The 26740-nt window shown below is 72.1% G+C and carries 19 protein-coding genes, 3 tRNA genes and 1 pseudogene; 10 read left to right on the top strand and 13 right to left on the bottom strand.

The window, feature by feature from the left end:
• Window positions 1–44: 44 nt before the first annotated feature.
• The 4 genes from AB0L21_RS07465 to AB0L21_RS07480 form a co-directional block, all read right to left on the bottom strand.
• The gene (locus AB0L21_RS07465) at window positions 45–1304 is read right to left on the bottom strand and encodes a nucleotide sugar dehydrogenase (protein ID WP_365782728.1); all 1260 of its coding nucleotides are present in this window, start codon (window positions 1302–1304) and stop codon (window positions 45–47) included.
• Between the two features lie 45 nt (window positions 1305–1349).
• Window positions 1350–2756 (bottom strand): MFS transporter, encoded by a 1407-nt coding sequence (locus AB0L21_RS07470; protein ID WP_365782730.1) that lies wholly within the window; start codon window positions 2754–2756, stop codon window positions 1350–1352.
• Between the two features lie 2 nt (window positions 2757–2758).
• Entirely contained in the window at window positions 2759–4639 is a 1881-nt protein-coding gene (locus AB0L21_RS07475; RefSeq protein ID WP_365782732.1) for an NAD(P)-dependent oxidoreductase, read from the bottom strand.
• 103 nt (window positions 4640–4742) lie between these two features.
• Entirely contained in the window at window positions 4743–5528 is a 786-nt protein-coding gene (locus AB0L21_RS07480; protein ID WP_365782734.1) for a phytanoyl-CoA dioxygenase family protein, read from the bottom strand.
• Between the two features lie 266 nt (window positions 5529–5794).
• On the opposite strand from AB0L21_RS07480, the gene AB0L21_RS07485 reads away from it, so the two are divergent.
• Window positions 5795–6418: a hypothetical protein gene (locus tag AB0L21_RS07485; protein WP_365782736.1), complete on the top strand. Its 624-nt coding sequence runs from the start codon at window positions 5795–5797 to the stop codon at window positions 6416–6418.
• Between the two features lie 144 nt (window positions 6419–6562).
• On the opposite strand, the gene AB0L21_RS07490 is transcribed toward AB0L21_RS07485, so the two are convergent.
• From AB0L21_RS07490 to AB0L21_RS07500, 3 genes are all read right to left on the bottom strand, one after another.
• Window positions 6563–6636: transfer RNA gene (locus tag AB0L21_RS07490), tRNA-Ile, on the bottom strand.
• A 175-nt stretch (window positions 6637–6811) separates the two neighbouring features.
• Window positions 6812–6884, bottom strand: a tRNA-Asn gene (locus AB0L21_RS07495).
• Window positions 6885–6890: 6 nt separating this feature from the next.
• A tRNA-Asn gene (locus tag AB0L21_RS07500) sits at window positions 6891–6963 on the bottom strand.
• Between the two features lie 157 nt (window positions 6964–7120).
• Between AB0L21_RS07500 and AB0L21_RS07505 the strand changes: the two genes are divergently transcribed.
• The 4 genes from AB0L21_RS07505 (at window position 7121) to AB0L21_RS07520 (ending at window position 12668) form a co-directional block, all read left to right on the top strand.
• On the top strand, window positions 7121–7426 hold the full coding sequence (locus AB0L21_RS07505) for a YtxH domain-containing protein (RefSeq protein ID WP_365699417.1): 306 nt from the start codon (window positions 7121–7123) through the stop codon (window positions 7424–7426).
• Window positions 7427–7460: 34 nt separating this feature from the next.
• Window positions 7461–8900: an FGGY family carbohydrate kinase gene (locus tag AB0L21_RS07510; protein ID WP_365782738.1), complete on the top strand. Its 1440-nt coding sequence runs from the start codon at window positions 7461–7463 to the stop codon at window positions 8898–8900.
• 106 nt (window positions 8901–9006) lie between these two features.
• Window positions 9007–10740 (top strand): ABC transporter ATP-binding protein, encoded by a 1734-nt coding sequence (locus tag AB0L21_RS07515; protein ID WP_365782740.1) that lies wholly within the window; start codon window positions 9007–9009, stop codon window positions 10738–10740.
• Window positions 10740–12668: an ABC transporter ATP-binding protein gene (locus AB0L21_RS07520; RefSeq protein WP_365782742.1), complete on the top strand. Its 1929-nt coding sequence runs from the start codon at window positions 10740–10742 to the stop codon at window positions 12666–12668. The genes AB0L21_RS07515 and AB0L21_RS07520 overlap by 1 nt, the downstream gene beginning before the upstream one ends.
• A gap of 33 nt (window positions 12669–12701) precedes the next feature.
• Here the strand turns inward: AB0L21_RS07520 and AB0L21_RS07525 are convergent.
• Window positions 12702–13899: pseudogene (locus tag AB0L21_RS07525) on the bottom strand (RNA polymerase sigma factor).
• A 147-nt stretch (window positions 13900–14046) separates the two neighbouring features.
• Between AB0L21_RS07525 and AB0L21_RS07530 the strand changes: the two are divergent.
• Window positions 14047–14412, top strand: a complete 366-nt coding sequence (locus AB0L21_RS07530; RefSeq protein ID WP_365782744.1) for a hypothetical protein — start codon at window positions 14047–14049, stop codon at window positions 14410–14412.
• 6 nt (window positions 14413–14418) lie between these two features.
• Here the strand turns inward: AB0L21_RS07530 and dnaG are convergent, their stop codons facing one another.
• From dnaG to AB0L21_RS07550, 4 genes are all read right to left on the bottom strand, one after another.
• Entirely contained in the window at window positions 14419–16323 is a 1905-nt protein-coding gene (dnaG, locus tag AB0L21_RS07535) for a DNA primase (RefSeq protein WP_365782746.1), read from the bottom strand.
• 47 nt (window positions 16324–16370) lie between these two features.
• Complete coding sequence (locus AB0L21_RS07540; protein WP_365782748.1) at window positions 16371–17636, bottom strand: FAD-dependent oxidoreductase; 1266 nt, start codon at window positions 17634–17636, stop codon at window positions 16371–16373.
• Window positions 17637–17740: 104 nt separating this feature from the next.
• Window positions 17741–19015 (bottom strand): deoxyguanosinetriphosphate triphosphohydrolase, encoded by a 1275-nt coding sequence (locus AB0L21_RS07545; RefSeq protein WP_365782750.1) that lies wholly within the window; start codon window positions 19013–19015, stop codon window positions 17741–17743.
• A gap of 68 nt (window positions 19016–19083) precedes the next feature.
• The gene (locus AB0L21_RS07550) at window positions 19084–19872 is read right to left on the bottom strand and encodes a sirohydrochlorin chelatase (RefSeq protein WP_365699426.1); all 789 of its coding nucleotides are present in this window, start codon (window positions 19870–19872) and stop codon (window positions 19084–19086) included.
• 153 nt (window positions 19873–20025) lie between these two features.
• Between AB0L21_RS07550 and AB0L21_RS07555 the strand changes: the two genes are divergently transcribed.
• The 3 genes from AB0L21_RS07555 (at window position 20026) to AB0L21_RS07565 (ending at window position 24249) form a co-directional block, all read left to right on the top strand.
• Window positions 20026–20706 carry an ElyC/SanA/YdcF family protein gene (locus tag AB0L21_RS07555; RefSeq protein WP_365782752.1) on the top strand — a complete coding sequence of 227 codons (681 nt, stop codon included), beginning with the start codon at window positions 20026–20028 and terminating at the stop codon, window positions 20704–20706.
• 103 nt (window positions 20707–20809) lie between these two features.
• On the top strand, window positions 20810–23335 hold the full coding sequence (locus AB0L21_RS07560; protein ID WP_365782754.1) for a molybdopterin-dependent oxidoreductase: 2526 nt from the start codon (window positions 20810–20812) through the stop codon (window positions 23333–23335).
• A gap of 53 nt (window positions 23336–23388) precedes the next feature.
• Window positions 23389–24249 carry an arylamine N-acetyltransferase gene (locus AB0L21_RS07565; RefSeq protein WP_365782756.1) on the top strand — a complete coding sequence of 287 codons (861 nt, stop codon included), beginning with the start codon at window positions 23389–23391 and terminating at the stop codon, window positions 24247–24249.
• 1 nt (window position 24250) lies between these two features.
• On the opposite strand, the gene AB0L21_RS07570 is transcribed toward AB0L21_RS07565, so the two are convergent.
• Window positions 24251–24679, bottom strand: a complete 429-nt coding sequence (locus tag AB0L21_RS07570; RefSeq protein ID WP_365699430.1) for a gamma-glutamylcyclotransferase family protein — start codon at window positions 24677–24679, stop codon at window positions 24251–24253.
• A gap of 150 nt (window positions 24680–24829) precedes the next feature.
• Here AB0L21_RS07570 and AB0L21_RS07575 point away from each other — a divergent pair, with 150 nt between their 5' ends.
• A complete protein-coding gene (locus AB0L21_RS07575; RefSeq protein WP_365699431.1) occupies window positions 24830–26479 on the top strand; it encodes a M4 family metallopeptidase in 1650 nt (549 codons plus the stop codon).
• Window positions 26480–26740 lie beyond the last annotated feature (261 nt).

Here is a 26740-nt window from a genome sequence, read left to right on the forward strand (position 1 = left end):
AAGCACTCCTGGGGTGTGAGAACGGGAGATGGCGGGGCCGTCGGTCAGAGGCGTTCGACGTGCGGCTGCGGGCGGGCGGCGCCGCGCGTGTCGAGGAGCAGCGGGGCGCGCCGCTGGATCTCGTCCAGGTCGAACACCCGGTGCCGCTGGAGGAGGATGGCGAGGTCGGCGGTCTCCAGGGCGGCCGGCAGGTCGGCGGCGGACGGGACGGCCGTACCGTCGACGGACCACTCGGGCACGTACGGGTCGTGGTAGGAGACGTCGGCGCCGCGGGCCCGGAGCCGTTTGGCGACGTCGCGGGCGGAGGTCTCCCGCTGGTCGGCGATGTCCGCCTTGTACGTGACGCCGAGCAGCAGGACGCGGGCGCCGGTGAGGGTCTTGCCGGCCCGGTCCAGGAGGTGCTGGGCGCGTTCCACGACGTAGCGCGGCATGCGCGTGTTGATCTCCTGGGCGAGTTCGACCATGCGGAAGGGGTAGCCGAGCGTACGGACCTTGTGGGCGAGGTAGTTGGGGTCGATCGGGATGCAGTGGCCGCCGACGCCGGGGCCGGGCCGGAACGCCTGGTAGCCGAAGGGCTTGGTGGCGGCGCAGGAGATGGCGTCCCACAGGTCGATGCCGAGTTCGTTGCAGAAGATGGCCATCTCGTTGACCAGCGCGATGTTGACGTGCCGGTAGGTGTTCTCGATGAGCTTGGCCATCTCGGCCTCGCGGGTGCCGGTGGCCTGGACGACGGTGTCCACGATCTTGCCGTAGAAGGCCGCGGCGGCGGCGGCGCAGGCGGGGGTGTGGCCGCCGACGACCTTGGGGGTGTTGCGGATGCCGTAGACCTGGTTGCCGGGGTCGACGCGTTCCGGTGAGAAGGCGAGGTGGAAGTCGCGGCCGGCGGTGAGTCCGGAGCGTTCGAGGAGGGGACGGACGACCTCGTCGGTGGTGCCGGGGTAGGTGGTCGACTCCAGGACGACGAGGGTCCCGGGCCGCAGGTGGCGGCTGATCGCCGCGCAGGCGCTCTCGACCATGGTCAGGTCGGGTCCACCGTGCGCGGACAGCGGGGTGGGGACGCAGATCACGACGGTGTCCGTGCCGGCGACGGCACTTTCGTCGGTGGTCGCGGTGAAGCCCTGGGCACGGACGCCGGCGACGGCGGCGTCGTCGATGTCGTCGACGTGCGAGACACCGGCGTTGAGCCGGGCGACGATCTCGGCGTTGTTGTCGAGGCCGACGACGGTCATCCCGGAGCGGGTGGCTTCCACGGCGAGGGGCAGGCCCACGTATCCGAGGCCTATGACGACAAGGTCACTGCGCACAACGGTCCCTTTCGGATGGGAGGGTGCGGAAGGAGAGGGAGGGGGTCAGTCGCCGCGGGCGCGGACGGCGAGCAGGGCGACCAGCAGGGTCGGCAGGAGCAGCAGCGCGAACGCCGTGCGGTAGCCGTCGAGCGGGCCGGCGCCGGCGGCCAGGCAGGCGTTGAGGACTGCGGAGGCCAGGGCGAGGACGACGACCTGGCCGAGGTTCATGTTGGTCTGCATGGCGCTGGTGGTGTGGCCCTGCCGGTGCGGCTCGCTGTGCTTCAGGGAGAGCACGGTGACGCAGGGGTCGAGCAGCCCCATGCCGATGGCGGACAGCGGCATCGCGGCGGCGGCCGTGACCGCGGGCAGGCCGCCGGAGCAGCCGGCCACCGCGAGGGCGACGGAGGCCGTCATGATGAGGGCGCCCACGGTGACGAGGCGGTGCCGGGCGACGTGCTGGAGCGCCTTGCCCTGTACCCAGGAGGCGCCGGCCCACAGCACCGCGGAGGCGGTGAACGCCACACCGACCACGACGGCGGCGACCCGCCGTTCGGTGATCAGCATCAGCGGCACCAGCGCCTCGACGGTGAAGTACGTGCCGGAGGTCAGGCCGCGCAGCAGCACCGCGGTCGGCAGGCCCCGGGCGCTGCGCCAGGTCCCGCGCGGCAGGAGCCGGGGTGCGAAGACGACGAGGAGGACGAGGCCGGCGGCGACGAACGCGAGGTGGCGCGGGTCCCAGTCGGAGACGCCGTACTGGCCGAGCGCCGCGCCGAGGCTGAGCATGGCCGCGACCAGCAGCGGGGGGCGGGCGGCCCGTTCCGCCGCGGGGGGTACGCCGGCCGGGTCGCCGTCCGCGGGTCTGCCCAGGACGACGACGAGGGCGACGGCGGGCAGCGCCGTCAGGGCGGCGAGGCCGTAGAACACCGCGCGCCAGGACCACCACTGGACGACCACACCGGCGAGCGGCGGCCCGAGCAGCGACGGGATGACCCAGCTGGCGCTCATCATGGCGAGCATCCGGGGCCGCAGCTGCTCGGGGTAGGCCTGGCCGATGGCGGTGGTCACCGACACCGCGACCATGCCGGCGGCCAGGCCGTCCACGAACCGGCCGGCGGCGAGCTGCCAGACGGACCCGCTGGACGCGGACACCAGCAGGGTGAGCACCGACAGGACCATGCCGAGCGCCAGGGGCCGCCGGGCGCCCGCCCGGTCCGCCCAGTGCCCGCCCAGCACCCCGCCGAACAGGCTGGCGGCGACGAAGCAGCCCGCCACCAAGGGGAACAGGGACACGCCGTCCAGTTCCCGGGCCGCCGTCGGCAGGGTGGGCACCACGGCGAGCGCGGCGAACCCGGTCAGGAACATCACCACGGCGAACGTCACGGTGGCGGCGAGGTACGGCGGCGAGAAGATCCCGCCCTCCGCGCCGCCGCCCGTCCCGGGCACCGCCTGCTTCTCCGCCTTCTCCGCCATCGTCAGGCCCGCCGTACGCCGGTGCCGTCGCCGGGGGCCGGGGTCCACGACAGCCCGGCGAGGTCGTCGTGGGTGTCGCAGGCCAGCCACTGGGCCTGCGCCCGGGCGCCGTTGCGGACCGGTGCCGCGGGGCGCCAGCCGGTCTCGGAGGTGATCAGGGCGGTGGACATGAGCGGGGTGTGCGGTGCGGGGGCGTCCGCCCACTCCCAGGGGGTGCGGCGGGCCGTCTCCGCGGCCAGTTCGGCGAACGCGGTCTCGTCGTAGCCGGCGGACGCGACGTTGCAGACCTCGGGCCCGGCCGGGCGGGCGAGGAGCGCGGCGAGCGCGCCGGCCATGTCGCGGTAGTCCACGATCTGGTGCCGGCGGCCCTCCACCAGGGTCATGGGGCGCCGGGTCCAGGCCCGCAGCATCCAGTCGGCGAGGACCCCGTTCAGCGGGGCGTGCGGGCCGACCGGCTCGGCGAACCGCACGATCTGCACGGGCGTACCGGTCTTCCGGCCCCAGGCCCGGCACTGCTCCTCCGCGTCCCACCACAGCCGGGCCTCGGCGTCCTCGGGCCGTTCGCGGACGGAGTCCTCGGTACGGTCCTCGGCGGCGCCGCCCCGGTAGACGGCGGCCGAACTCGCGTGCACCAGCCGCCGCGCACCGAGCTTCTCGGCGTCGGCGAACAGGTCCGCCAGCGGATACCCGGTGTCGTGCGGGATGCCGAGGTGGATCACGGCGTCCGGTGCCCCGGGCACCGCGTGCGCGGCCGGGTCGAGCCGCTCGGCGTGTACGGCGGTGCGGCCCGCGTCGGTCAGCAGCCGCGCCAGCTGGGCACCGAAGGCGGGGTCGCCGCCGGTGACGACGACGCCGGGCGCGGGGGCGGGGCGGGGGGTGCCGGCGGTGGCGCGGTGGGCGGCCCGGCCGGCGTCGAGGGCGGCGAGGGCGAGGTCGCGGACGAGCGGGATCATCGGCACGAGTTCGGCGCCGGTGTACTCCTCGCACAGGCCGCCGGGGCCGAGGGAGTCCATCACCGCCGCCGCCACGGCGGGCTCCGGGTCACGGTCCGTCAGGCCGGCGACCGCGACGCCCGTCGCGAAGGCGGTGAGCCACACCTGCCGGCACACGGTGTCGGGCAGGTCGGGCCGGTCCGCCGCGGCGAAGCCGTCCTCGCACGTGTCGAGCAGGCCGATGCGCCGCAGATAGCGATCGGTGTCCAGGTATTCCCAGCGGTCCTCCTGCCGTACCGCGCATTTCGACTCGCCGTACTGGTAGAAGGGCACCACGGAGAATGCGGCGCACTCGTCGTGTTCGGGGGAGAATTCCGCCCGGTCGGTGAAGAATGTGGCACGGCGCCATCCGTGGGTGCTGTTTCCGGCGATGCTCGGCACGTCGTCGTGGTCGACCGTACTGGGCACGGCGATCCGCACCGGAACGTCCAGCGCCTTGAGATACCGCTGGATCACCACGTCGTACGGCCAGCCATTGCCGTGTTCCGCCGCGAATCGCTCGTATCCGCGGGCGACGTCGGCGGGCAGCATCAGCGCCAGTGACGGCACGTGTTCGTCGATTGCATAGGCCCATTGCGCACCCGTGAGGGCCCCGAGGCGTACGACACCGCTGTTTCTGCCTTCCCAGCCCTCGTAAAAGGCGACGGCCTCGCCGGGAACGGCGGCGGCGACCTTTTCGGCACAGGGGAAGAAGTCCTCGGCGACGAGGACGTCGTCCTGGAAGACCACGTGGTGGGTGGCGTCCGCACCGACACAGCTCCAGGACGGGTTCGCGGTGCGCAGCGCGGTGGGCGGGCCGGAGGGGTCCGGGTCGGTGACGACGCGGACGCGGCCCCGCGGGTCCTTCGCCGCGATGGCCTCGGCCGCCGCGCGGCGTCGCGGGTGGGTCATGACGGCACCCGTCAGAATGACAGCGTTCACGGCTTTCCCATCTGACTGTCGGGGCCGGGCCGGTGGTGGCCGGCCCGGCGGTGGCGGGGGTGGTGCCGGGCGGTCAGTCCTCGACGGCGCCCGGGTTGCGGACCTGCCGTACGTTCTCGTTGAGTCCGTGGTCCGCGCCCTGCGCCCGTTCGTGCCGGATCATCGCGGCGGGGCGGTAGTTGAGGATGTACGCGCGGCGCGTGCCGTCCGTGGTGTTGCCCCGGGAGTAGTGCAGCGTGAAGCCGGAGTGGGCCACTGCTTCCCCCGCCCGCAGTGGCACCGCGGTGGCTCCCGGCTCGTCCTCGGAGCAGTCGCACTCGATGTTCTTGCCGTCGCTGGTGGGCCGGTGCGGGCGCAGCGGCTGTTCGTGCGAGCCGCGCACGTACCACATGCAGCCGTTGTCGACCTCGGCGTCGTCCAGCGCCACCCAGATGGAGACCGCCCGGTGGTCGGGCATGTCGATCCAGTAGGCCGCGTCCTGGTGCCAGGGCGTGGGGACGGCGGTGTGCGGAGCCTTGTGGATCATCATGTCGAAGTCGAGTTCCGCGTCGGCGCCGATGAGTTCCCGGGCGACGGCGAGTGCCTTGTGGTGCAGGGGGAGTTCCCGCAGCGGCGGGTGGAGGGCCGACGGCCACATGATCTGCGTGATGTTCTCGCGTACGCCGTCCTTGCGCGGGAGGTGGGAACCGAGATCGGACCGCTTGTCACCCGATTCGATGTCACCGCTGAGGAAACGGTCGTAGATGTCCCGGTAAACAGAGAGTTCACCGGGGGAAACGAGTTTTCCGACGGTGGCGAATCCGTCGGCCGCGAACTTCTGCGCAAGGTCGGAAAGCACCTGCGTCGTCAAGACAAACATCCCCTTCGCCCCTTCTCCCAGCAGCCTGAGAGCACAGCGCACCCCGAGAAGGGGGATCGTCGAATGGAAAGCCCAGCGAGCCTTCGAAGCTGGTCTGGACCATTGATCAAGACGGGACGGAAATCTACGGGGCGGCACACCGCAAGGTCAACAGTGATCAGAAAATTGGTCCAGACCTATAGCCCGTGGATGATCAAGCCGCTACGGTGTGCCGGGCCGCGCCACCGGGCGCGGACAGCGGTCAGCGCAGCAAGGAGGAGACAGGCGTGACGAGCACGGCCGGCACACTCCGCGTCGAGGCGGCGGTGCGCCGCAACCCCTACACGTACATGCTCACCGACGGGGAACTGACCGCCCTGCTGGCGGACCTCGGCCGCCGCCGGGCCGAGAGCATCCTGCGCAACCACACCGCCCCCGAGGGCAAGGCGCCGCGCGGCCCCTACCCGCGCCCCGCGATGGGCTTCGTCGTCCTCGACCCGACGGCGGAGGCGGGCACCGCACCCGCCGACGCGGTCCTGGGCGCGATCACGGTCGGGGACGAGGCGCGCCGCTTCCTCCCCAAGGCCGCGGCCAAGGCAGCCGCCCACCGGCGCCTCGGGGGCAACAACGGCACCTCCGTGCACACCGATCCGCACCTGCTCGGCACCGGCGCCTTCCGCTACGGCCACTCGGCCGAGGTGCGCGGGCTGATCGTCGCCGCCAGCTCCCAGACCACCGACCAGGACCTCTACGAAGCCTCCCGGCTGGCCGCCGAACTCGTCGAGGAACTCGGCGTCCGCCACCGCGCCCACGAGTGGAACCAGGGCGAGACCGACTGGCTCACCGGCACCGGGGAACCGCCACAGGTGTACGCGCAGATGGTCGCCTGGTTCCCCGAACCGTCCGCGTAAGGCCCGGCCGGAAAAGGAAGTTCAGGCCCCTGGCCGTCCCGCGATCCCGGCCTGCGCCGGTGAACGGTGACCGCCGCCTCGACGTGGCGGCCACCCTTCTTCACCCCCCACAGGTCGCATCGATTCTGCGCCCGCGGGGTCCGGTGGGGCGGGTGGGACTCGAACCCACGGCCGACGGATTATGAGTCCGCTGCTCTAACCGGCTGAGCTACCGCCCCATAGCGGCGTGTCGCGTACAAGTGTGCGCGCCGTCTGCCGCAGCATAGCCGCTCATACGATCTCCTGCCTCGGATGGTCGGCTTCCGAGCTGCTCATGACCTCGAGGACAGCGCCGCAGGCCGCGGCGGTTCCCGGGGACATGAAAAAGGACCCCGGAGGGGTCCTCGTTCAGCGCTCCCCCGACTGGACTCGAACCAGTAACCTGCCGGTTAACAGCCGGCTGCTCTGCCAATTGAGCTACGGAGGACCGAAGCTCCCCCGACTGGACTCGAACCAGTAACCTGCCGGTTAACAGCCGGCTGCTCTGCCAATTGAGCTACGGAGGATCGCCTCGTTGCATCGAACGTACCTACCTGGGTATTCGCCAGGGGGCGGGCGCTCGCTGCGACACATACATTAGCGCAAGCAGGGGGGTGCTCCGCCAATCGGTACCCTCGGCGCCAGCGCGGCACCAGAAACCTACGCACGGGAAGGGTGGCAGCCATGCGCTACCGGCTCACGTTCCTCGCCGGACTGGCCCTCGGTTACGTACTCGGCACGAGGGCCGGTCGTGAGCGCTACGAGCAGCTGAAGAAGTCGGCCCGGCAGATCGCGCAGAACCCCGCGGTGCGCAACACCGCGGAGACGGCCGCCCAGCAGGGCCGTGTCTACGCCGGCCGGGCCTTCCACACGGTCAGCGACAAGGTCGGCGACCGGGTCCCGGAGTCCGTGGCCCACCGAGTCCGCTCCCTGCGCGACCGCAACGCCCACGGCAGGACCGAGGACGACTGGGGCACGAGCAACACGTAAGGGCCACTCCTCCCCATGCGGCAAAATTCTCCGCATGGGGATAGTCGCCGGCTTGGACAGCTCACCGGACTTCACACGCATCGTGGTCTGCGACACGGACACCGGTGCCGTACTACGGCAGGGGTACGCCCCGCACCCGGTCGAGGGCCGGCCCAGCGACATCGACCCGCAGGCCTGGCTGCTCTCGCTCGGTGAGGCCGCCGGCGGCGGCCTGCTGGAGGGCGTGCAGGCCATCGGCGTGTCGGCCCAGCAGAACGCGGTGATCCCGCTGGACGCCCAGGGCAACACCGTCCGCCCCGCGATGGTCGGCAGTGACAAGCGCGCCCAGGTCGCGGCGGCCGATCTCGTGGACGCGCTCGGCGGCCGGGAGGCCTGGGCGCAGGCGGTCGGCTGCGTCCCGCAGGCGGCCCAGCCCGTCACCAAGCTGCGCTGGCTCGCGAAGAACGAGCCCGAGAACGCGCTGCGGACGGCCGCCCTGCTCCAGGCCCACGACTGGCTGGTGTGGCAGCTGCTCGGGCGGCCCGTGCGGCGGACCACCGACCGCGGCGGGGCCTCCGGCACCGGGTACTGGTCGGCGGCCACCGGCGCCTACCGGCCCGACCTGGTCGAGCTGGCCCTCGGTCACCAGGCGATGCTGCCGGAGGTGATCGGCCCGTCCGACGCGGCCGGTACGACCCCGGAGGGCCTGCTGATCTCCGCCGGCACCGGGGAGACCATGGCCGCCGCGTTCGGGCTCGGGATCGGGCTGGGGGACGCGGTCGTGTCCCTCGGGGCCTCCGGCTCGGTGATGGCCGTGCACCCGGAGGCGCTCACCGACCAGTCCGGGATGATCACCTCCCTCGCCGACGCCACCGGCATGCACCTGCCGGTGGTCACCACCCTGAACGCCGTCCGCGTCCTGCGCGGCGCCGCCGAGCTGCTCGGTCTGCCGGATCTGGAGAGCCTGTCCGAGCTGGCGATGAAGTCCACGCCGGGCGCGCACGGGCTGGTGCTGCTGCCGTATCTGGAGGGTGAGCGGACGCCGAACCTGCCGCACACCGCGGGGACCCTCGCGGGACTGCGGCGTGAGTCGATGAAGCCGCAGCATCTGGCGCGGGCCGCGTTCGAGGGCATGCTGTGCGGCCTCGCCGACGCGCTGGACGTGCTGCGCGGGCGGGGTGTGGACGTGCGCCGGATCTTCCTGCTCGGACCGGCCGCCGAGCTGCCCGCCGTGCAGGCCTCGGCGCCCTCGCTGTTCGGCACGCAGGTCGTCGTACCGCAGCCCGCGGACTACACGGCGATCGGCGCGGCCCGGCAGGCGGCCTGGGCGCTCGGTGTGTCGCAGGGCACACTCGATCCGCGCACCCCGCCGGCCTGGCAGGGCGCGGCGGCCCAGGTGCTGGAGCCCGGCGAGGAGCTGGCCGTCGGGCAGGCGGTGCGGCAGCAGTTCACGGCGGTGCGGGAGCAGACCCATCCGGGGGCGTTCCGTGCCTGAAGACCGGCGGACCGATAAACAGTTGAGGTAACGCCGGTGGAGTGTCCGACGATAGGGGCCAAGGGCAACCGACCAAGCCCCTGTCGCCGACTCCGAGAGACGTAGCGTGCTCATACGACTTCTGCGGACCTGTCTCAGGCCCTACAAGAAACCCATCGCTCTGCTGGTGGTGCTGCAGTTCCTGCAGACCTGCGCCACCCTCTACCTGCCCACTCTGAACGCCGACATCATCGACAACGGTGTCGTGAAGGGTGACACCGGTTACATCCTGTCCTTCGGTGCCCTGATGATCGGCATCTCTGTGGTGCAGGTGGTGTGCAACATCGGTGCCGTGTACTACGGCGCCCGGACCGCCTCCGCCCTCGGCCGGGATGTGCGCGGTGCCGTCTTCGACCGGGTGCAGTCCTTCTCCGCGCGTGAGGTGGGTCACTTCGGGGCGCCCTCGCTCATCACCCGTACGACGAACGACGTGCAGCAGGTCCAGATGCTGGCCCTGATGACGTTCACCCTGATGGTCTCGGCACCCATCATGTGCGTGGGCGGCATCGTGCTGGCCCTCGGTCTGGACGTGCCGCTGTCCGGGGTACTGGTCGCGGTGGTACCGGTGCTCGGCATCTCCGTGACGCTCATCGTGCGCCGGCTGCGCCCGCTGTTCCGCGCGATGCAGGTCCGGCTGGACACGGTGAACCGGGTGCTGCGCGAGCAGATCACCGGCAACCGGGTGATCCGCGCCTTCGTCCGCGACGAGTACGAGCAGGGCCGGTTCGGGAAGGCCAACGGCGAGCTGACGGACATGCAGCTGGCCACCGGCCGGCTGCTCGCCCTGATGTTCCCGATCGTCATGACGGTGGTGAACCTGTCGTCCATCGCGGTCGTGTGGTTCGGCGCCCACAGGATCGACAGCGGCGGGATGGCCATCGGTGACCTCACCGCGTTCCTCGCCTATCTGATGCAGATCGTCATGTCCGTGATGATGGCCACCTTCATGTTCATGATGGTGCCGCGCGCGGAGGTGTGCGCCGAGCGCATCCAGGAGGTCCTGGAGACCGATTCCAGCGTCGTACCGCCGACCGCCCCCGTCACCGAGCTGCGGGCGCACGGGCACCTGGAGATCCGGGGCGCGGGCTTCCGCTACCCGGGTGCCGAGGAGCCGGTGCTCAGGTCCATCGACCTGGTGGCCCGGCCGGGGCGGACGACCGCCGTGATCGGCTCCACCGGCAGCGGCAAGTCGACCCTGCTGGGTCTCGTCCCCCGGCTGTTCGACGCCACCGAGGGCGAGGTCCTGGTGAACGGCGTGGACGTCCGCGAGGTCGAGCCGCACCTGCTCGCCCGGACGGTCGGACTGGTGCCGCAGAAGCCGTACCTGTTCGCGGGTACGGTCGCGACCAACCTGCGGTACGGCAATCCGGACGCCACGGACGAGGAGTTGTGGCACGCGCTGCAGGTGGCGCAGGCCGAGGACTTCGTGCGGAACCTGGAGGGCGGCCTGGACGCGCCGATCGCACAGGGCGGCACCAACGTCTCCGGTGGCCAGCGGCAGCGGCTCGCCATCGCCCGCACGCTGGTGCAGCGCCCGGAGATCTACCTCTTCGACGACTCCTTCTCCGCCCTGGACTACGCCACGGACGCGGCCCTGCGCGCCGCGCTCGCCCGGGAGACCGCCGAGGCGACCGTCGTGATCGTCGCCCAGCGGGTGGCGACCATCCGGGACGCCGACCGGATCATCGTGCTGGACGAGGGCCGGGTGGTGGGTTCCGGCCGGCACGCCGAGCTGATGGCATCCAACGAGACCTACCGGGAGATCGTGCTCTCCCAGCTGACGGAAGCGGAGGCCGCCTGATGGCCGGGCCCATGGGACGCATGATGGCCGGGGGCGGCCCCGACCAGCGCTCGATGGACTTCAAGGGGTCGGGCAAACGGCTCGTCGCCCAGTTCAGACCGGAACGCCTCACGATCTACGCCCTGCTGCTGTGCGTGGTCATCAGCGTGAGCCTGAGCGTGGTCGGCCCGAAGATCCTCGGCCGGGCCACCGACCTGGTGTTCGCGGGCATCGTCGGCCGGCGGTTCCCGGCCGGCGCCACCAAGGAGCAGGTCCTCGACTCCCTGCGCGAGCGTGGCCAGGGCCGCATCGCGGACGTGCTCAGGGGCACCGACTTCACGCCCGGCAAGGGCATCGACTTCGACGCCGTCGGGCACGTCCTGCTGCTCGCGCTCGGTGTTTTCCTGGTCGCCGGCCTGCTGATGGCGGTCGCGACGCGGCTGGTCAACCGGGCCGTGAACCGCACCATGTACCGGCTGCGCGAGGACGTGCAGGGAAAGCTGTCGCGGCTGCCGCTGTCGTACTTCGACAAACGCCAGCGCGGTGAGGTGCTGTCCCGGGCGACCAACGACATCGACAACATCGGGCAGACGCTCCAGCAGTCGATGGGCCAGCTGATCAACTCGGTGCTCACCATCGTCGGCGTGCTCGTGGTGATGTTCTGGGTCTCCTGGCTGCTGGCGCTGGTCGCGCTCGTCACCGTACCGCTGTCGTTCGTGGTCGCCACCCGGGTCGGCAAGCGGTCGCAGCCGCACTTCGTGCAGCAGTGGCGCTCCACCGGCAAACTGAACGCGCACATCGAGGAGATGTACACCGGGCACACCCTGGTGAAGGTGTTCGGGCGGCAGGAGGAGTCGGCGCAGCAGTTCGCCGAGCAGAACGAGGCGCTGTACCAGGCCGCGTTCAAGGCCCAGTTCCACAGCGGTGTCATGCAGCCGCTGATGATGTTCGTGTCGAACCTGAACTACGTGCTGGTGGCGGTCGTCGGCGGTCTGCGGGTCGCGTCCGGTGCCCTCTCCATCGGCGATGTGCAGGCCTTCATCCAGTACTCGCGGCAGTTCTCCATGCCGCTGACGCAGGTCGCGTCGATGGCGAACCTGGTGCAGTCGGGCGTCGCCTCGGCCGAGCGGATCTTCGAACTCCTGGACGCGGAGGAGCAGGAGGCGGATCCGGTGCCGGGTGAGCGGCCCGAGGAACTGCGCGGGCGGGTACGCCTGGAACATGTGTCGTTCCGGTACGACCCCGACAAGCCGCTGATCGAGGACCTGTCGCTCACGGTGGAGCCGGGCCACACGGTGGCGATCGTCGGCCCGACCGGCGCGGGCAAGACCACGCTGGTCAACCTGCTGATGCGGTTCTACGACGTCTCCGGCGGCCGGATCACCCTGGACGAGGTCGACATCCGGAAGATGACCAGGGACGAACTGCGGGCCGGGATCGGCATGGTGCTCCAGGACACCTGGCTGTTCGGCGGCACCATCGCGGAGAACATCGCGTACGGCGCCTCGCGCGAGGTCACGCGCGGGGAGATCGAGGAGGCGGCCCGGGCGGCCCACGCGGACCGCTTCATCCGCACCCTGCCCGACGGCTACGACACCGTGATCGACGACGAGGGCACGGGCGTCAGCGCCGGTGAGAAGCAGCTGATCACCATCGCGCGGGCGTTCCTGTCCGACCCGGTGATCCTGGTGCTGGACGAGGCGACGAGTTCCGTGGACACGCGGACGGAGGTGCTGATCCAGAAGGCCATGGCCAAGCTGGCGGCCGGCCGTACGTCGTTCGTGATCGCGCACCGGCTGTCGACCATCCGGGACGCGGACACGATCCTCGTGATGGAGAACGGGTCCATCGTCGAACAGGGCGCGCACGCGGAGCTGTTGGCGGCGGACGGGGCGTACGCCCGTCTGTACAAGGCCCAGTTCGCGCAGGCGGTGGCCGAGGTCGATTAGGCACGAGGGGGGCCGTCGCACGGTGGCGGCCCCTCAGTCCAGGTAGCCCCTCAGCTGGTCCGCGAACGCGTGGTCCCGGAGCTTGTTCAGGGTCTTGGACTCGATCTGCCGTATCCGTTCGCGGGTCACGCCGAAGATGCGGCCTATCTCCTCAAGGGTGCGCGGGCGGCCGTCGACCAGGCCGTACCGGAGCTGGACGACCTTCCGCTCGCGCTCCCCCAGCGTGGACAGCACCGCTTCCAGGTGCTCGCGCAGCAGCAGGAAGGCGGCGGACTCGACGGGGCTCGTCGCGTCGCCGTCCTCGATGAGGTCGCCGAGGGCGACGTCGTCCTCCTCGCCGACCGGGGCGTGCAGCGACACCGGCTCCTGGGCGAGCCGCAGCACCTCGCCGACGCGCTCGGGCGGCAGGTCCAGCTGGGCGCCGACCTCCTCCGCCGTCGGCTCGTAGCCGCGCTCCTGGAGCATCCGCCGCTGGACCCGCACGACCCGGTTGATCAGCTCCACGACATGGACCGGGACCCGGATGGTGCGGGCCTGGTCGGCGAGCGCCCGGGACATGGCCTGCCGGATCCACCAGGTGGCGTACGTGGAGAACTTGTAGCCGCGCGCGTAGTCGAACTTCTCCACGGCCCGGATGAGCCCGAGGTTGCCCTCCTGGACGAGGTCGAGCATGGTCAGGCCGCGGCCGACGTACCTCTTGGCCACGGACACGACGAGCCGCAGGTTCGCCTCGATGAGGCGGCGCTTGGCCATCCGGCCCATGACGACGAGCCGGTCCAGGTCCAGCGCGAGTTCGCTGTCCAGGTCGGGGGTGGTGCCGAGCTTCTCCTCCGCGAACAGGCCGGCCTCCACCCGGCGGGCCAGTTCCACCTCCTCGGCGGCGGTGAGCAGCGGGATGCGGCCGATCTCGCGCAGGTACTGGCGGAACAGGTCCGCGGAGGGCCCGCCGGATTCGACCCGGGCGACGGGCGGGATCTCGATCGGCTCGGCGGCCTCTTCGGTCTCCGCCGGCTCCGGGGGTTCCTCGGGATGCAGGGCGGCACGGCTCTGCGGGGGCACGGCCGCGAGCACGTCCGCCTCCGCGTCCGTCTCGTCCGCGGTGATGCCGGTGGCGCTGGTGCTGCTGTCGGTCTGGGTGAGGGTCTGGGTCTGCACGGGGGGCGACCTCCAGGATGATCGCTGCTGAAGGTGTGCGGCAGCGTGCGCTCCGAGGCTCGGGCACCGCCCCCAGTGTGGAGTACGACACAAGCCCGCCACGAGGGTCGTGCCGTGACTTTTTGCGTCCGGTCCGTCACCGGTCGGTTACTCGTCTCGTTGGACTATGCGATTGGCAACTGCGGGCCATTGGTCCGCGTGGATCTGGGGGAAGATGGAAGGCATGAGCGAGATGGAAGAGCTGCGGCGGCGTCTGGAGGCGCTGGAGGCGCGGGTGGACGAGGTCATGGCGGAGCACACCACGACCCGGAACCTGGCCGTGGGCTCCGACAGCGACGTCGCGGCTCTCCAGGTGCAGCGGCGCGCGGACATGCAGGTGATCCGGGCCCTGCGGGATACGCAGCTGGAGCACGGCAAGGTGCTGGAAGCACACACCAAGACCCTGGAGGAGCACGGCAAACTGCTCGGTGCCCTCGTGTCCGGTCAGGTGGCGATGATGGAACATCTCGGAACGCTCACCTCGCAGGTCGGAGCGATCACCGACCACCTCGGCGTCACCCCGCCCGAGCCGCCCCGCGAACAGGGCTAGCCCCCCTCACAGCGCCTCCGCGCCCCGCTCGCGCAACGCCTGGTCGTACTGCTGGAGGACCCAGAGTTCGTTCTGTACGGCGGCCAGCTGGGCCGGGTCGCCGGCGGTGGACAGGCGGGTCATCTGGGACTGGATGTCGCGGATGCGGCGTTCCACGGCGCGGCGGCGGATCTGGACGAGGACCGTGCCGGCGTACGTCTCGTCCACCGTGCGGCGCAGGATCGGCTCGACGGCCAGCTCCGTGACCATCGCGCGCACGGTGTCGTCGGGCGCGGCCTCGCGGACGCGGACCAGGTACTCCTGCGGGTCGGGTACGCCGTACTCGGCGCCGCCCGCCTCCGCGATGGCCTGGCGCACGGCGGCGTACGGCGGGGCGGTGAACTCGTCCACGCCGTAGGCGTCGAAGGCCGGGGAGACCAGTTCGGGGCGCTGCAGGGCGAGTTTGAGCAGTTCGCGTTCGGCGGCGAACACCGGGTTGCGCAGGGTCAGGGCCGGCCCGGAGTTCGCGGGGCTGGGCGCCTCGGTCCACTGGCGGTCGGCCGGGCGGCGCCGGTCCTGCTGCTGGGGGCCCTTGCCGTCGCGGGCCCAGCGGGCCAGCTGCGCCACCCGGCGGACCACGAACTGGGTGTCGAGGATGCCGAGCATGCCGGCCAGCTCGACGGCGACCTCGTGCTGGGCGCCGCTGTTCTTGATCCGGGCGACGATCGGCGCGGCCTCGTCCAGCGCCGCCGCGCGGCCCGCCGGGGTGTCCAGGTCGTAGCGGCTCACGATCTGACGGAGCGCGAACTCGAAGAGGGGCGTGCGCGGTTCGACCAGGTCCGCCACCGCCTCGTCGCCCTTGGCGAGGCGCAGGTCGCACGGGTCCATGCCGTCCGGCGCGACGGCGATGTACGTCTCGGCGGCGAACTTCTGGTCGTCCTCGAAGGCGCGCAGGGCGGCCTTCTGCCCGGCCGCGTCACCGTCGAAGGTGAAGATCACCCGGGCCGAGCCGTTGTCCATCAGCAGCCGGCGCAGGATCTTGATGTGCTCGCCGCCGAAGGCCGTACCGCAGGTCGCGATGGCCGTCGTGACGCCGGCGAGGTGGCAGGCCATGACGTCGGTGTAGCCCTCGACCACCACCGCTCGGCTGCTCTTCGCGATCTCCTTCTTCGCCAGGTCGATGCCGTACAGCACCTGGCTCTTGCGGTAGATCGCCGTGTCGGGGGTGTTGAGGTACTTCGGGCCGGTGTCGGCCTCGTACAGCTTGCGGGCGCCGAAGCCGACGACGTCGCCGCCGATGTCCCGGATCGGCCACATCAGCCGGCCCCGGAACCGGTCGATGGGGCCCCGGCGGCCCTCCTGGGCCAGGCCGGAGAGGATCAGTTCCTTGTCGGTGAAGCCCTTGCCGCGCAGATAGCGGGTCAGGTGGTCCCAGCCCTGGGGGCTGTAGCCGACGCCGAAGTGGACGGCGGCGGCCTGGTCGAAGCCGCGCTCGGCGAGGAAGATCCGGCCGGTCTCGGCCTCGGGGCTGGTGGCGAGCTGCTCGGCGTACCACTGGGCGGCGATCTTGTGGGCCTCGACCAGGCGGATGCGCTCACCGCGCTGGTGGGCCGGGTTGTACCCGCCCTCCTCGTACCGCAGCGTGATGCCGGCCTGCGCGGCCAGCCGCTCCACCGCCTCCGAGAAGGAGAGGTGGTCCACCTTCATCACGAAGGTGATGGTGTCGCCGCCCTCCTGGCAGCCGAAGCAGTGGAAGAGACCCTTGCTGGGGCTGACCTGGAAGGACGGCGACTTCTCGTCATGGAACGGGCACAGACCCTTGAGGTTGCCGCCGCCCGCGTTGCGCAGCTGGAGGTACTCGGAGACCACGGCGTCGATCGGGACCGCGTCCCGTACCGCCTTCACGTCCTCGTCGTTGATCCGTCCTGCCACGCGTGAATTCTACGGGGGTGCGGTGACAGTCCCGGTGCTCGCGGAGGTCATGAGGTGAGGCTGTCGAGGGGGACGTGCGGGTCCGAGAGCGCCTCGGTGTTCACCTGGGCCCGGGAACGGATCAGCTTCTGGATCGGCTCTGTGACATCCCACACGTTCACGTTCATCCCGGCCAGCACACGGCCCTCCTTCACCCAGAACGCGATGAACTCCCGCTTCCCGGCGTCGCCCCGGATCACCACCTCGTCGTACGACCCCGGCGGCGCCCATCCGCTGTACTCCATGCCCAGGTCGTACTGGTCGGTGAAGAAGTACGGCACACGGTCGTGGACCACCTCCTCGCCGAGCATCGCGCGCGCCGCCGCCGGGCCGCCGTTCAGGGCGTTCGCCCAGTGCTCGACGCGCAGCCGGGTGTCGAACAGGGCGAGCGGGAAGGACGCCACGTCGCCGGCCGCGTAGATGTCGGGGTCGGACGTGCGCAGGCGTTCGTCGACGACGATGCCGCCGCCGTGCGCCCGGTCGGCGATCTCCAGGCCGGCCGCCTCCGCGAGGGCGACCCGGGGTGCCGCGCCGATCGCCGCGAGGACGTCGTGCGCCGGGTGCTCCTCGCCGTCGTCCGTGCGGGCCGCGAGGACCACGCCGTCCTGGCCGACGATCTCGGTGAGCCGGACGCCGAAGTGGAAGCGGACGCCGTGCTCGCGGTGCAGCTCGGCGAAGACGTTGCCCAGCTCGGGGCCGAGCACACCGTGCAGCGGGGTCGGCGCCGGTTCGATCACCGTGACCTCCGCGCCGTAGCCCCGGGCCGCCGCCGCGACCTCCAGGCCGATCCAGCCGGCGCCCGCGATCACCAGGTGCCCGTTGTCCCGGCCGAGGTGGTGCAGGACGCCTTTGAGGCGCTCGGCGTGCGCGAGGCGGCGCAGGTGGTGGACGCCCGCCAGGTCGGTGCCGGGGATGTCCAGACGGCGCGGCTCGGCGCCGGTGGCCAGCAGCAGCTTGTCGTAGCGGACGATCGTGCCGTCGTCGCCGAAGCGGACCGTCTTCGCCGTACGGTCGATCCGGTCCACGGTCTGGCCGAGGTGCAGCTCGACGTCGTTGCGGGCGTACCAGGCGGGCTCGTGCACGAAGACGCTGTCCCGCTCCTCCTTGCCGAGCAGATAGCCCTTGGACAGCGGCGGGCGCTCGTAGGGGTGGTCGCGTTCGTCGCAGATCAGTATCACGCGGCCGGTGAAGCCCTCCGTCCGGAGCGTCTCGGCCGCCTTCGCGCCGGCGAGACCGCCTCCCACGATGACGAATGTCTGATCCGCGTCGACCACTTGATGCCTCCTCGTAAGGGTGCCGCCACATGCGAGCGTCCCGCACGCGGCGTGATGCGGGAAGAGGGTGTGACCCGATCAGGCCACGCAGGGTCATGTTCCTCTCACATATGCCCCGTAAGTCTCGCGTGCAGCGAGAGCGCCGAGGCGTCGGTCAGGGACGCGATCTGGTCCACGATCACCCGCTTGCGCGCGCGGTCGTCGTCCGCCGCGTCGAACAGCGCCCGGAACTGGGGGTCCAGGCCCTCGGGCGCGCGGGCGGTCAGCGCCTCGGCCAGCTCCGCGACGATGACCCGCTGGTCGGCGCGGAGCTGCTCCTGCTCCGCGCGCTGCATCACGTACCGGTCCGCGACCGCCTTGAGCACCGCGCACTCCATGCGGGTCCCCCGGGGGACGACGAGTTCGGCGTCGTAGCGGGTGAGCGGGCCGGTACCCCACGCGGCGCGGGTGGCGGCCTCGGCGGCCAGGCAGAACCGGCCGATGAGCTGACTGGTGGCGTCCTTCAGACGGGCCTGGGCGACCGCCGTGCCGTCGTAGCCGTGCGGCCACCACTCCTCGTCCTGGAGGCGGTCCAGGGCGGCGTCGAGTTCGGCGGGGTCGGTGTCCACGGGGACGTACCGGCCGATGGCGACCTCGAACACCGCCCGCCGTTCCGGCTCGGCGTGCAGGCAGTTGGGGTCGATGTGGCCGGCGTGCAGGCCGTCCTCGACGTCGTGCACCGAGTAGGCGACGTCGTCCGACCAGTCCATGACCTGCGCCTCGAAGCAGGTGCGGGTGCCGGGGGCGTGCCGTCTGACCCAGTCGAACACCGGGAGGTCGTCCTCGTACACGCCGAACTTCCGCGACGCCGGGTCGGTGGGGTGCGTGCCGCGCGGCCACGGGTACTTGGTGGCGGCGTCCAGGGTGGCGCGGGTCAGGTTGAGGCCGACGGAGCGGTCCTCGGTGAACCGTTTGGGCTCGATGCGGGTGAGGAGCCTGAGGGACTGGGCGTTGCCCTCGAAACCGCCGCAGTCGTCGGCGAACTCGTTCAGCGCGGTCTCGCCGTTGTGGCCGAAGGGCGGGTGACCGAGGTCGTGGGCGAGGCAGGCCGCCTCGACCAGGTCGGGGTCACAGCCGAGGGCGGCGCCCAGCTCCCGGCCGACCTGGGCGCATTCGAGGGAATGGGTGAGCCGTGTCCGGGGACTGGCGTCCCAGACCTGGCTTCTGGTGCCCGGGGTCACCACCTGCGTCTTGCCGGCGAGACGCCGCAGGGCGGCGGAGTGGAGGATGCGGGCACGGTCGCGCTGGAAGGCTGTGCGGCCCGGGCGTTTGTCGGGTTCGGGGGCCCAGCGGTCGACTGACGTCGGGTCGTATGCCGTGGAGAGTGCGGTGCCTTCCATGGGTCGACAGTAAGCCTAATCGTCTGCCATGTTCGGTTCCGCCGGCGGGTGCGGGTGCGTGGTGGCTTTCAGGCAGCTGCCGTGGACCCTTCTGCCAGGCTCTGGTCGTAGCGGTGCACGACCAGACGAGCCATCGCATCGTGGGCGCCAAGAGGGGCCGAGGCGATCCACGGCGCTGCTTGCGCGCACTGCGTCGCGAAGCGGCCCGGGGCCGTGAAACCGGACGCCACTGCCACTCGGTGGCGGCCCCTTGCCGCCAAGGCACGCAGAGCCGTCGTCACCGTCGGGGTCGCCGCCGAGGCGTACGCGGGGATCACCGGGACGCCCAGGCGGGCGGAGAGGAGGCGGGCCGTGTGGTGGGTGTCCGTGGCCGAGTCCGGGTCGCGGGAGCCGGCCGCGGCGAGGACGACCGCGGTTTCACGGCGGGCGGTGTCGTCCATGGCCGCCGGCCAGCCGGCTTCCAGGAGGCGGGCGTGCAGGGCCTCGGCGAGGAGGGGGTGGGGGCCCAGCGGGGTGGCCACGTGTGCGCGTACCGGTGAGGCCGCCGCCATCTCGGGGATGTCCTGCTTGACGTGGTAGCCGCGGCCGAGGAGGAGCGGGACGAGGACGGCGGGGGTGCTGCCGAGGGCGGCGAGGGTGTCGGGGAGCAGGGGCTCGTTCAGCTCGATGTGGCCCAGGTGGACCGGGAGGCCGGGGCGCAGCGCGCGGACCCGGTCCATGAGGGCCCGTACGGTGGTGAGGGCCCGGGGGTTCCGGCTGCCGTGGGCGACCAGCACGAGGGCCGGCGGGGCCGGGCGGCGGCGGCCGAGCGGGGAGACGAGCCGGCTGCTGGTGCGGAGGGGGATCGACGCCGTCATGGAACGATCCTGGCCGGAGCACGTTGCGCGCCCGTTGCGTGGCCGTCACGGGTATTTACCGCGGGTTCACCTCGCACGGACGTCCGATGTGAGGTGAACCGGAGCCGCGCCGGTGGCGTCCTCCTTGGTCGGGAGCGATCACTGGGGGGCCGTATGAGGATCCGTCGACCGCGATGGCCGCGCACGCGGACCGGGCAGCGGCGGCTGGTGCAGGCCGTGATGGCCGGGTGTGTGCTGGCGCTGCTGCCGTCGGCCTGGCTGTACGTGTCGACGGCGGACCGGCTGCGGACCACGGCGGACGTGCCGCGCACCGAGGTCGCGGTGGTGTTCGGGGCGGGGCTGTGGAAGCACGGGCAGCCGACGCCGTACCTCGCGCACCGGCTGGACGCCGCGGCCACGCTGTACCGGGCGGGACGGATCGAGGTGGTGCTGGTCACCGGGGACAACAGCCGGGAGGACTACGACGAGCCCGACGCCATGCGCGCCTACCTGACGAAGCACGGGGTGCCTCACGCGCGGATCGTCAGCGACTACGCCGGGTTCGACACCTGGGACTCCTGTGTCCGGGCGAAGAAGATCTTCGGGGTGGACCGGGCGGTGCTGATCAGCCAGGGCTTCCACATCCGGCGGGCGGTGGCGCTGTGCCAGGCGGCGGGGGTGGAGTCGTACGGGGTCGGGGTCGACGCCGAGCACGACGCGACCTGGTACTACGGCGGGACGCGGGAGGTGTTCGCGGCGGGCAAGGCGGCGCTGGACGCCGTCTTCCGGCCGGACCCGCGGTTCCTGGGGCCGAAGGAGCCGGGGGTGGCGCGGGCGCTGGCCGCCGGGCGGTGACCGCGGCCTCACGGCCGGCCGGCCGGCGCGGGGAGGTCGCCGTGCCGGGGGTGTAACCGGAGGCGACCCGGGGCCGTAACACGTACGACGCACGCTGGGCGGCATGGAGAACACCTCGACGCCCACCCACTGCCCGTACTGCGCCCTGCAGTGCGGGATGAACATCACGCCCCTGCCCCAGGGGGGCGTCGAGATCACCGAGCGCGCCGACTTCCCCGTGAACCGGGGCGCGCTGTGCGGCAAGGGCCGTACGGCGGCCGAGGTGCTGTCGCCCGCGGTACGGCTGACCGCGCCGCTGGTGCGCGACGGCGGCCGGCTGGTGGAGGCGAGCTGGCCAGAGGCGCTGGACCGGATCGCCGAGCGGCTCGGGGCGACCCGGGAGCGGTACGGCGCCGACGCGCTCGGGGTGTTCGGCGGGGGCGGACTGACCAACGAGAAGGCGTACGCGCTCGGCAAGTTCGCCCGGGTGGTGCTGGGCACCTCGCAGATCGACTACAACGGCCGGTTCTGCATGTCGTCGGCGGCTGCGGCCGGCACGAAGGCGTTCGGTCTCGACCGGGGACTGCCGTTCCCGCTGGAGGACGTCCCGAGGACCGGGTGTGTGATCCTCGTCGGGTCCAACCTGGCCGAGACCATGCCGCCGTCGCTGCGGTTCTTCACGGAACTGCGGGAGAACGGCGGCACGCTGATCGTCGTCGACCCGCGCCGGACGCGGACCGCCGAGCAGGCCGACCTGCACCTCGCGCCCCGGCCCGGCACCGATCTCGCGCTCGCGCTGGGCCTGCTGCACCTGGTGGTGGCCGAGGGGCGCACGGACGAGGAGTACATCCGGGAGCGGACCACCGGATGGGAGGAGGCCCGTGCCGCGGCGATGGCGCACTGGCCGGAGTACGTCGAGCGGATCACCGGGGTGCCGGTGCCGCAGCTCCGCCAGGCGGTACGGATGTTCTGCGAGCCGGAGGCGGCGATGGTGCTCACCGCGCGCGGACCGGAGCAGCAGTCCAAGGGCACGGACACGGTCGGCGCCTGGATCAACCTGTGCCTGGCGACCGGCCGTCCGGGCCGCCCCTTCTCCGGGTACGGCTGTCTGACCGGGCAGGGCAACGGGCAGGGCGGACGCGAACACGGCCAGAAGGCCGACCAGTTGCCCGGCTACCGCAAGCTGGACGACCCGGCGGCGCGGCGGCACGTGGCGGGGGTGTGGGGCGTGGACCCGGACAGCCTGCCGGGGCCCGGGCGCAGCGCGTACGAACTCCTCGACGCCCTCGGTACCGACGTCCGGGCGCTGCTGCTGATGGGCTCCAACCCGGTGGTGTCGGCCCCGCGCGCGGCCCACATCGAGCAGCGCCTGCGCTCGCTGGACTTCCTCGCGGTGGCCGACGTCGTCCTCTCGGAGACGGCGGAACTGGCGGACGTCGTCCTGCCGGTGACCCAGTGGGCGGAGGAGACGGGCACGACGACCAGCCTGGAGGGCCGCGTGCTGCTGCGCCGCCAGGCCGTCGCTCCGCCGCCCGGCGTCCACAGCGACCTGTACGTCCTCCATGAGCTGGCCGACCGCCTCGGGGTGGAGAAGGGCTTCCCGACCGACCCGGAGGAGATCTTCGAGGAACTCCGCCGCGCGAGCGCCGGCGGCCCGGCGGACTACTCCGGCATCACCTACCGCCGCCTGACCGAGGAGAACGGCGTCTTCTGGCCGTGTCCGGAGGGTTCGGGTGAGACACCCGTCACCGCCGACGGAACGGCACCGGGCGCGTACGGAAACGTGGCGGCCGGGCAGGACGGCTCCGCCACGGCCGACGGTGAGGACGCGATCCTGGACACCTTGCCGGACGACCCGGCGACGGACGCCGACACCCTGCCGGCCCACTTCAGGAACGCCGACGCCACCGTCGACACGCTGCCCGCCCACCCCACCGCGGACGCCGGGACCACTGCCGACGACCCGACGACCACCGCCCGCACCACCCACGACACCACGCCCGCCCACCCGACAGCCGCCGACATCGCTCGCCACACCGCGCCCGCCCACCCCACCGCGGACGCCGGGACCACTGCCGATGCCGCGACCGACGACCCGACGACCGCCGCCGGCGCCCCTGCCGACGCCCGCTCGCTGCCCGGCACCCCCGTGGCAAGCCCCGGCCCGGCCGCCGTGCATCCCGGCACCCCCCGCCTCTTCCTCGACCGTTTCGCCACGCCCGACGGCCGGGCCCGGTTCGTGCCCGTGGTGCACCGGGCCACGGCCGAGGAGCCGGATGCGGAGTATCCGCTGTTGCTGACCACGGGGCGGGTGGTGTCGCAGTACCAGTCGGGGGCGCAGACCCGGCGCGTGGCGGAGCTGAACGCGGCGGCGCCCGGCCCGTTCGTGGAACTGCACCCCCGGCTGGCGGCCCGGCTGGGGGCGGCCGACGGCGACCCGGTGGCGGTGGTGTCCCGGCGCGGCCGGGCCGTCGCGCCGGCGCGGATCACCGGTGCCATCCGGCCGGACACCGTCTTCATGCCCTTCCACTGGCCGGGCGAGGGCCGCGCCAACACGCTCACCAACCCGGCCCTGGACCCGACCTCCCGGATGCCGGAGTTCAAGTCGTGCGCGGTGCGGGTGGAGGTCCTAGGTCCAGCGGACCAGTGAGGTCCGGTCCGCCGGACGCGGCACGGGCGGCGGGGCTCGCATAGGTTCGGAGCATGTCCGACACCGACCTGACCGAGCAGAGCGAGCCGTACGACCTCGACGCCTATCTGGACCGCATCGGCTTCAAGGGCGAGCGGCGGGCCGGCCTGGCCACCCTGCGCGGGGTGCACCTGGCGCACGCGCTGTCGCTGCCCTTCGAGAACCTGGACCCGGTGCGGGGCACGGCTCCCTCCCTCGCGCCCGCCGACCTGATGGCCAAGATGATCCACGGCCGGCGCGGCGGCTACTGCTACGAGCACAACATCCTGCTCCGGCTGGCGCTGGAGGCGCTCGGCTTCCGGGTGACCCACCTGGCCGGCCGGGTCGTGGTGGGCGCGCAGACGCCGGAGAGCCGGCCCCGGACGCACGCGATGCTCCGGGTCGAGGTGGCGGACGAGCCGCTGCCGTATCTCGCGGACGTCGGCTTCGGCGCGCCCGGCGCGCTGCTGCTGCCGGTGCCGCTGGTGACCGGCACCGAGTTCGAGGGCGCCGGTCGCCGGCACCGGCTGGTGCGGCTGCCGCACGACGGGCCGCTGGAGCTGTGGGAGTTGCAGGCCCACGACCCCCGGGGCGGTCCGGGCGAGGGGCCGTGGGCCGGTCAGTACGCGTTCACCCAGGAGCCGTTCGCCGCGTCCGACCTGGAGGTGTTCAACTGGTTCGTCGGCACCCACCCCCGGTCTCCGTTCACCCGCCGTCCCTATCTGCAGCGCACCACCGCCGACCGCCATCTCGCCCTGGACGGCGCCCGGTTCACCGAGACGCTCGCCGACGGCACGGTGACCGAGCGCACGCTGACCGAGGAGGCGCGGGCGCGGCGCGTGGTGGAGCAGGAGTTCGGCATCGAGGTGCCCGAGGGGGTCACCCTGCTGCCCTGACTCAGCGGCGGGAGAGCCAGTCGCCGTCCGCGATGCGGGTGCCGGTGGCGCGCAGCCGGGCGGCGACGCGCGGGGCGGCCAGATAGACCCAGGCGCGGACGGTGCCGCCGGCGGTGCGGACGACGTCCCGGGCGAGGCGTTCGTAGAGGTTGCGGGGGTCGCCGGGCACGTACTCCTCCAGCCGGTCCAGGGCGGCCAGCAGCTCCTCGTACGCCTCGGGCCGGGCGGTCACCAGTTCTCCGCGCACGGTACCGCCGGGCTCCTCGACGGCGTAGGGGTAGCCGGGGCCGTCGTACAGCACGGCACCGGTGAGGCGGGCCGGTTCCTCGGCGAGGGTGCGACCGCGCAGGAAGAGGTCGTGGTTGGCCTCGCCGGGGCGGAGCGTGCCGTAGACGAAGAAGGGCAGGGGGCGGCGGTCCTCGGCGATCACGGAAACGATTCTGGACCCTCGCCGGCTCCCCACACATCTCCCCGAAGATCCATGAACGCGCTATGGACATGACATGTCATGGCCTCTTAAATCTCGGTGACACGTCAGCGCCACCCCCACACCCAGCCTGGCGCCTCCCCGAGGAGACAGATGAGCCGGATACGGCAGCACGTCCGAGGAACCCGCCGCACAGCCACCGCCGCAGTCGCCCTGACCACCGCGACCCTGCTGGCCGTCAGCCTCTCCCCCGCCGCCCACGCCGACGCCGGACCGGCCCGGGCCACCGCGATCGAGAACGCGGCGTCGGCCCTCCTGGCCCACGCGGCGTCCCTGGGCCTCACCGCCCCGCAGGACACGAGCGTCCGGGACGTGGTCGTGGACAAGGACGGCACCCAGCACGTCCGCTACGACCGCACCTACCGTCAGCTCCCGGTGCTCGGCGGCGACTTCGTCGTCCATCTCGCTCCCGACGGCACCTACCGCAGCGCCGACCGCGCCACCCGGCAGGCGATCTCCGTGCCCTCCGTCACCCCGCGGGTCTCCGGTCCCAAGGCCGCGGGTCTCGCGGTGAGCGCCCTGCGCGCGGCCAACCCCGGCACCACGCTGAAGCAGGCCAAGGCCAAGCCGGTGCTGGTGGTCGACGCCCTGCACGGCAGCCCGAAGCTGGCCTGGCGCACCGACGCGGCCGGCCTGGACTCGCTCGGCAACCCCGTCGCCCGGACCGTGCTGACCGACGCGCGCACCGGAGCGCAGATCGACGCCTGGGACAGCATCGAGACGGCCACCGGCGACGGCAAGTCCCTGTACAGCGGGACGGTGCCGCTGGAGTCGACCCAGTCCGGGTCGTCGTACCAGCTGAAGGACCCGACGCGCGGCAACACCTACACCGGTGACGCCGAGAACAAGACCGACCTGTGCGTCTTCGGCATCTGCTTCAACCGGGCCCCCGCGACCCTGTTCACGGACGCCGACAACCACTGGGGCTCGGGCGCCACCGCGGACCGCGCCTCGGCCGCCGTCGACGCCCAGTACGGCACCAACGAGACCTGGGACTACTACAAGAACATCCACGGCCGCAGCGGCATCGCGGGCGACGGCAAGGGCTCGTACAACCGCGTCCACTACGGCAGCAACTACAACAACGCCTTCTGGGACGACAGTTGCTTCTGCATGACGTACGGCGACGGTGACGGCACCACCTTCGGACCGCTGGTCGCCCTCGACGTCGCCGGACACGAGATGACCCACGGCGTCACGTCCAAGACCGCCGCGCTGACCTACTCGGGCGAGTCCGGCGGGCTGAACGAGGCCACCTCCGACATCCTCGGCACGATGGTCGAGTGGTACGCGAACAACTCCTCCGACACCGGTGACTACCTCATCGGCGAGAAGATCGTGAAGCCCGGCTTCGGCCAGGCGGCCCTGCGCTTCATGGACAAGCCGTCCAAGGACGGGAGTTCGGCGGACTACTGGACTTCGTCGGTCGGGAACCTGGACGTCCACTACTCCTCGGGCGTCGCCAACCACTTCGCCTACCTGCTCGCCGAGGGCAGCGGCGCCAAGACCGTCAACGGCGTCAGCTACGACTCGCCGACGTACAACGGCTCCACGGTCACCGGCATCGGCCGGGACAAGGTCGGCAAGATCTGGTACCGGGCGCTGACGGTCTACATGACCTCCTCGACCAACTACGCGGGCGCGCGCACGGCCACCCTCAACGCGGCCAAGGACCTCTACGGCGCGGGCAGCACCGAGTACAACGCGGTGGCCGCCGCCTGGAGCGCGGTCAACGTCAACTGAACCGACGCGGCCTCCCCGGCCGGCCGCCGCCCCGCGCACGGGGTGCGGCCGGCGGGTGGGGGCCAATCGTGTGCTCTTCGCACCCGGCCCCTCACACGGCCCTGACCTGCCGGAAAGCGCTCCGGCTAGGCCGTGTGGGGGGCCTTTCGCGCCACCCGTTCACCGCATTCCCGGCGCAGCCTCGGGAAGCGGATCCCCGCGACTGCGACTTACCTCGGTAGGGCAGGGGCGCACCCCTGGACGAGTCGGACAAGCTCTGGG

The organism is Streptomyces sp. NPDC052721 (genome assembly GCF_040678315.1).
GTDB lineage: Bacteria > Actinomycetota > Actinomycetes > Streptomycetales > Streptomycetaceae > Streptomyces.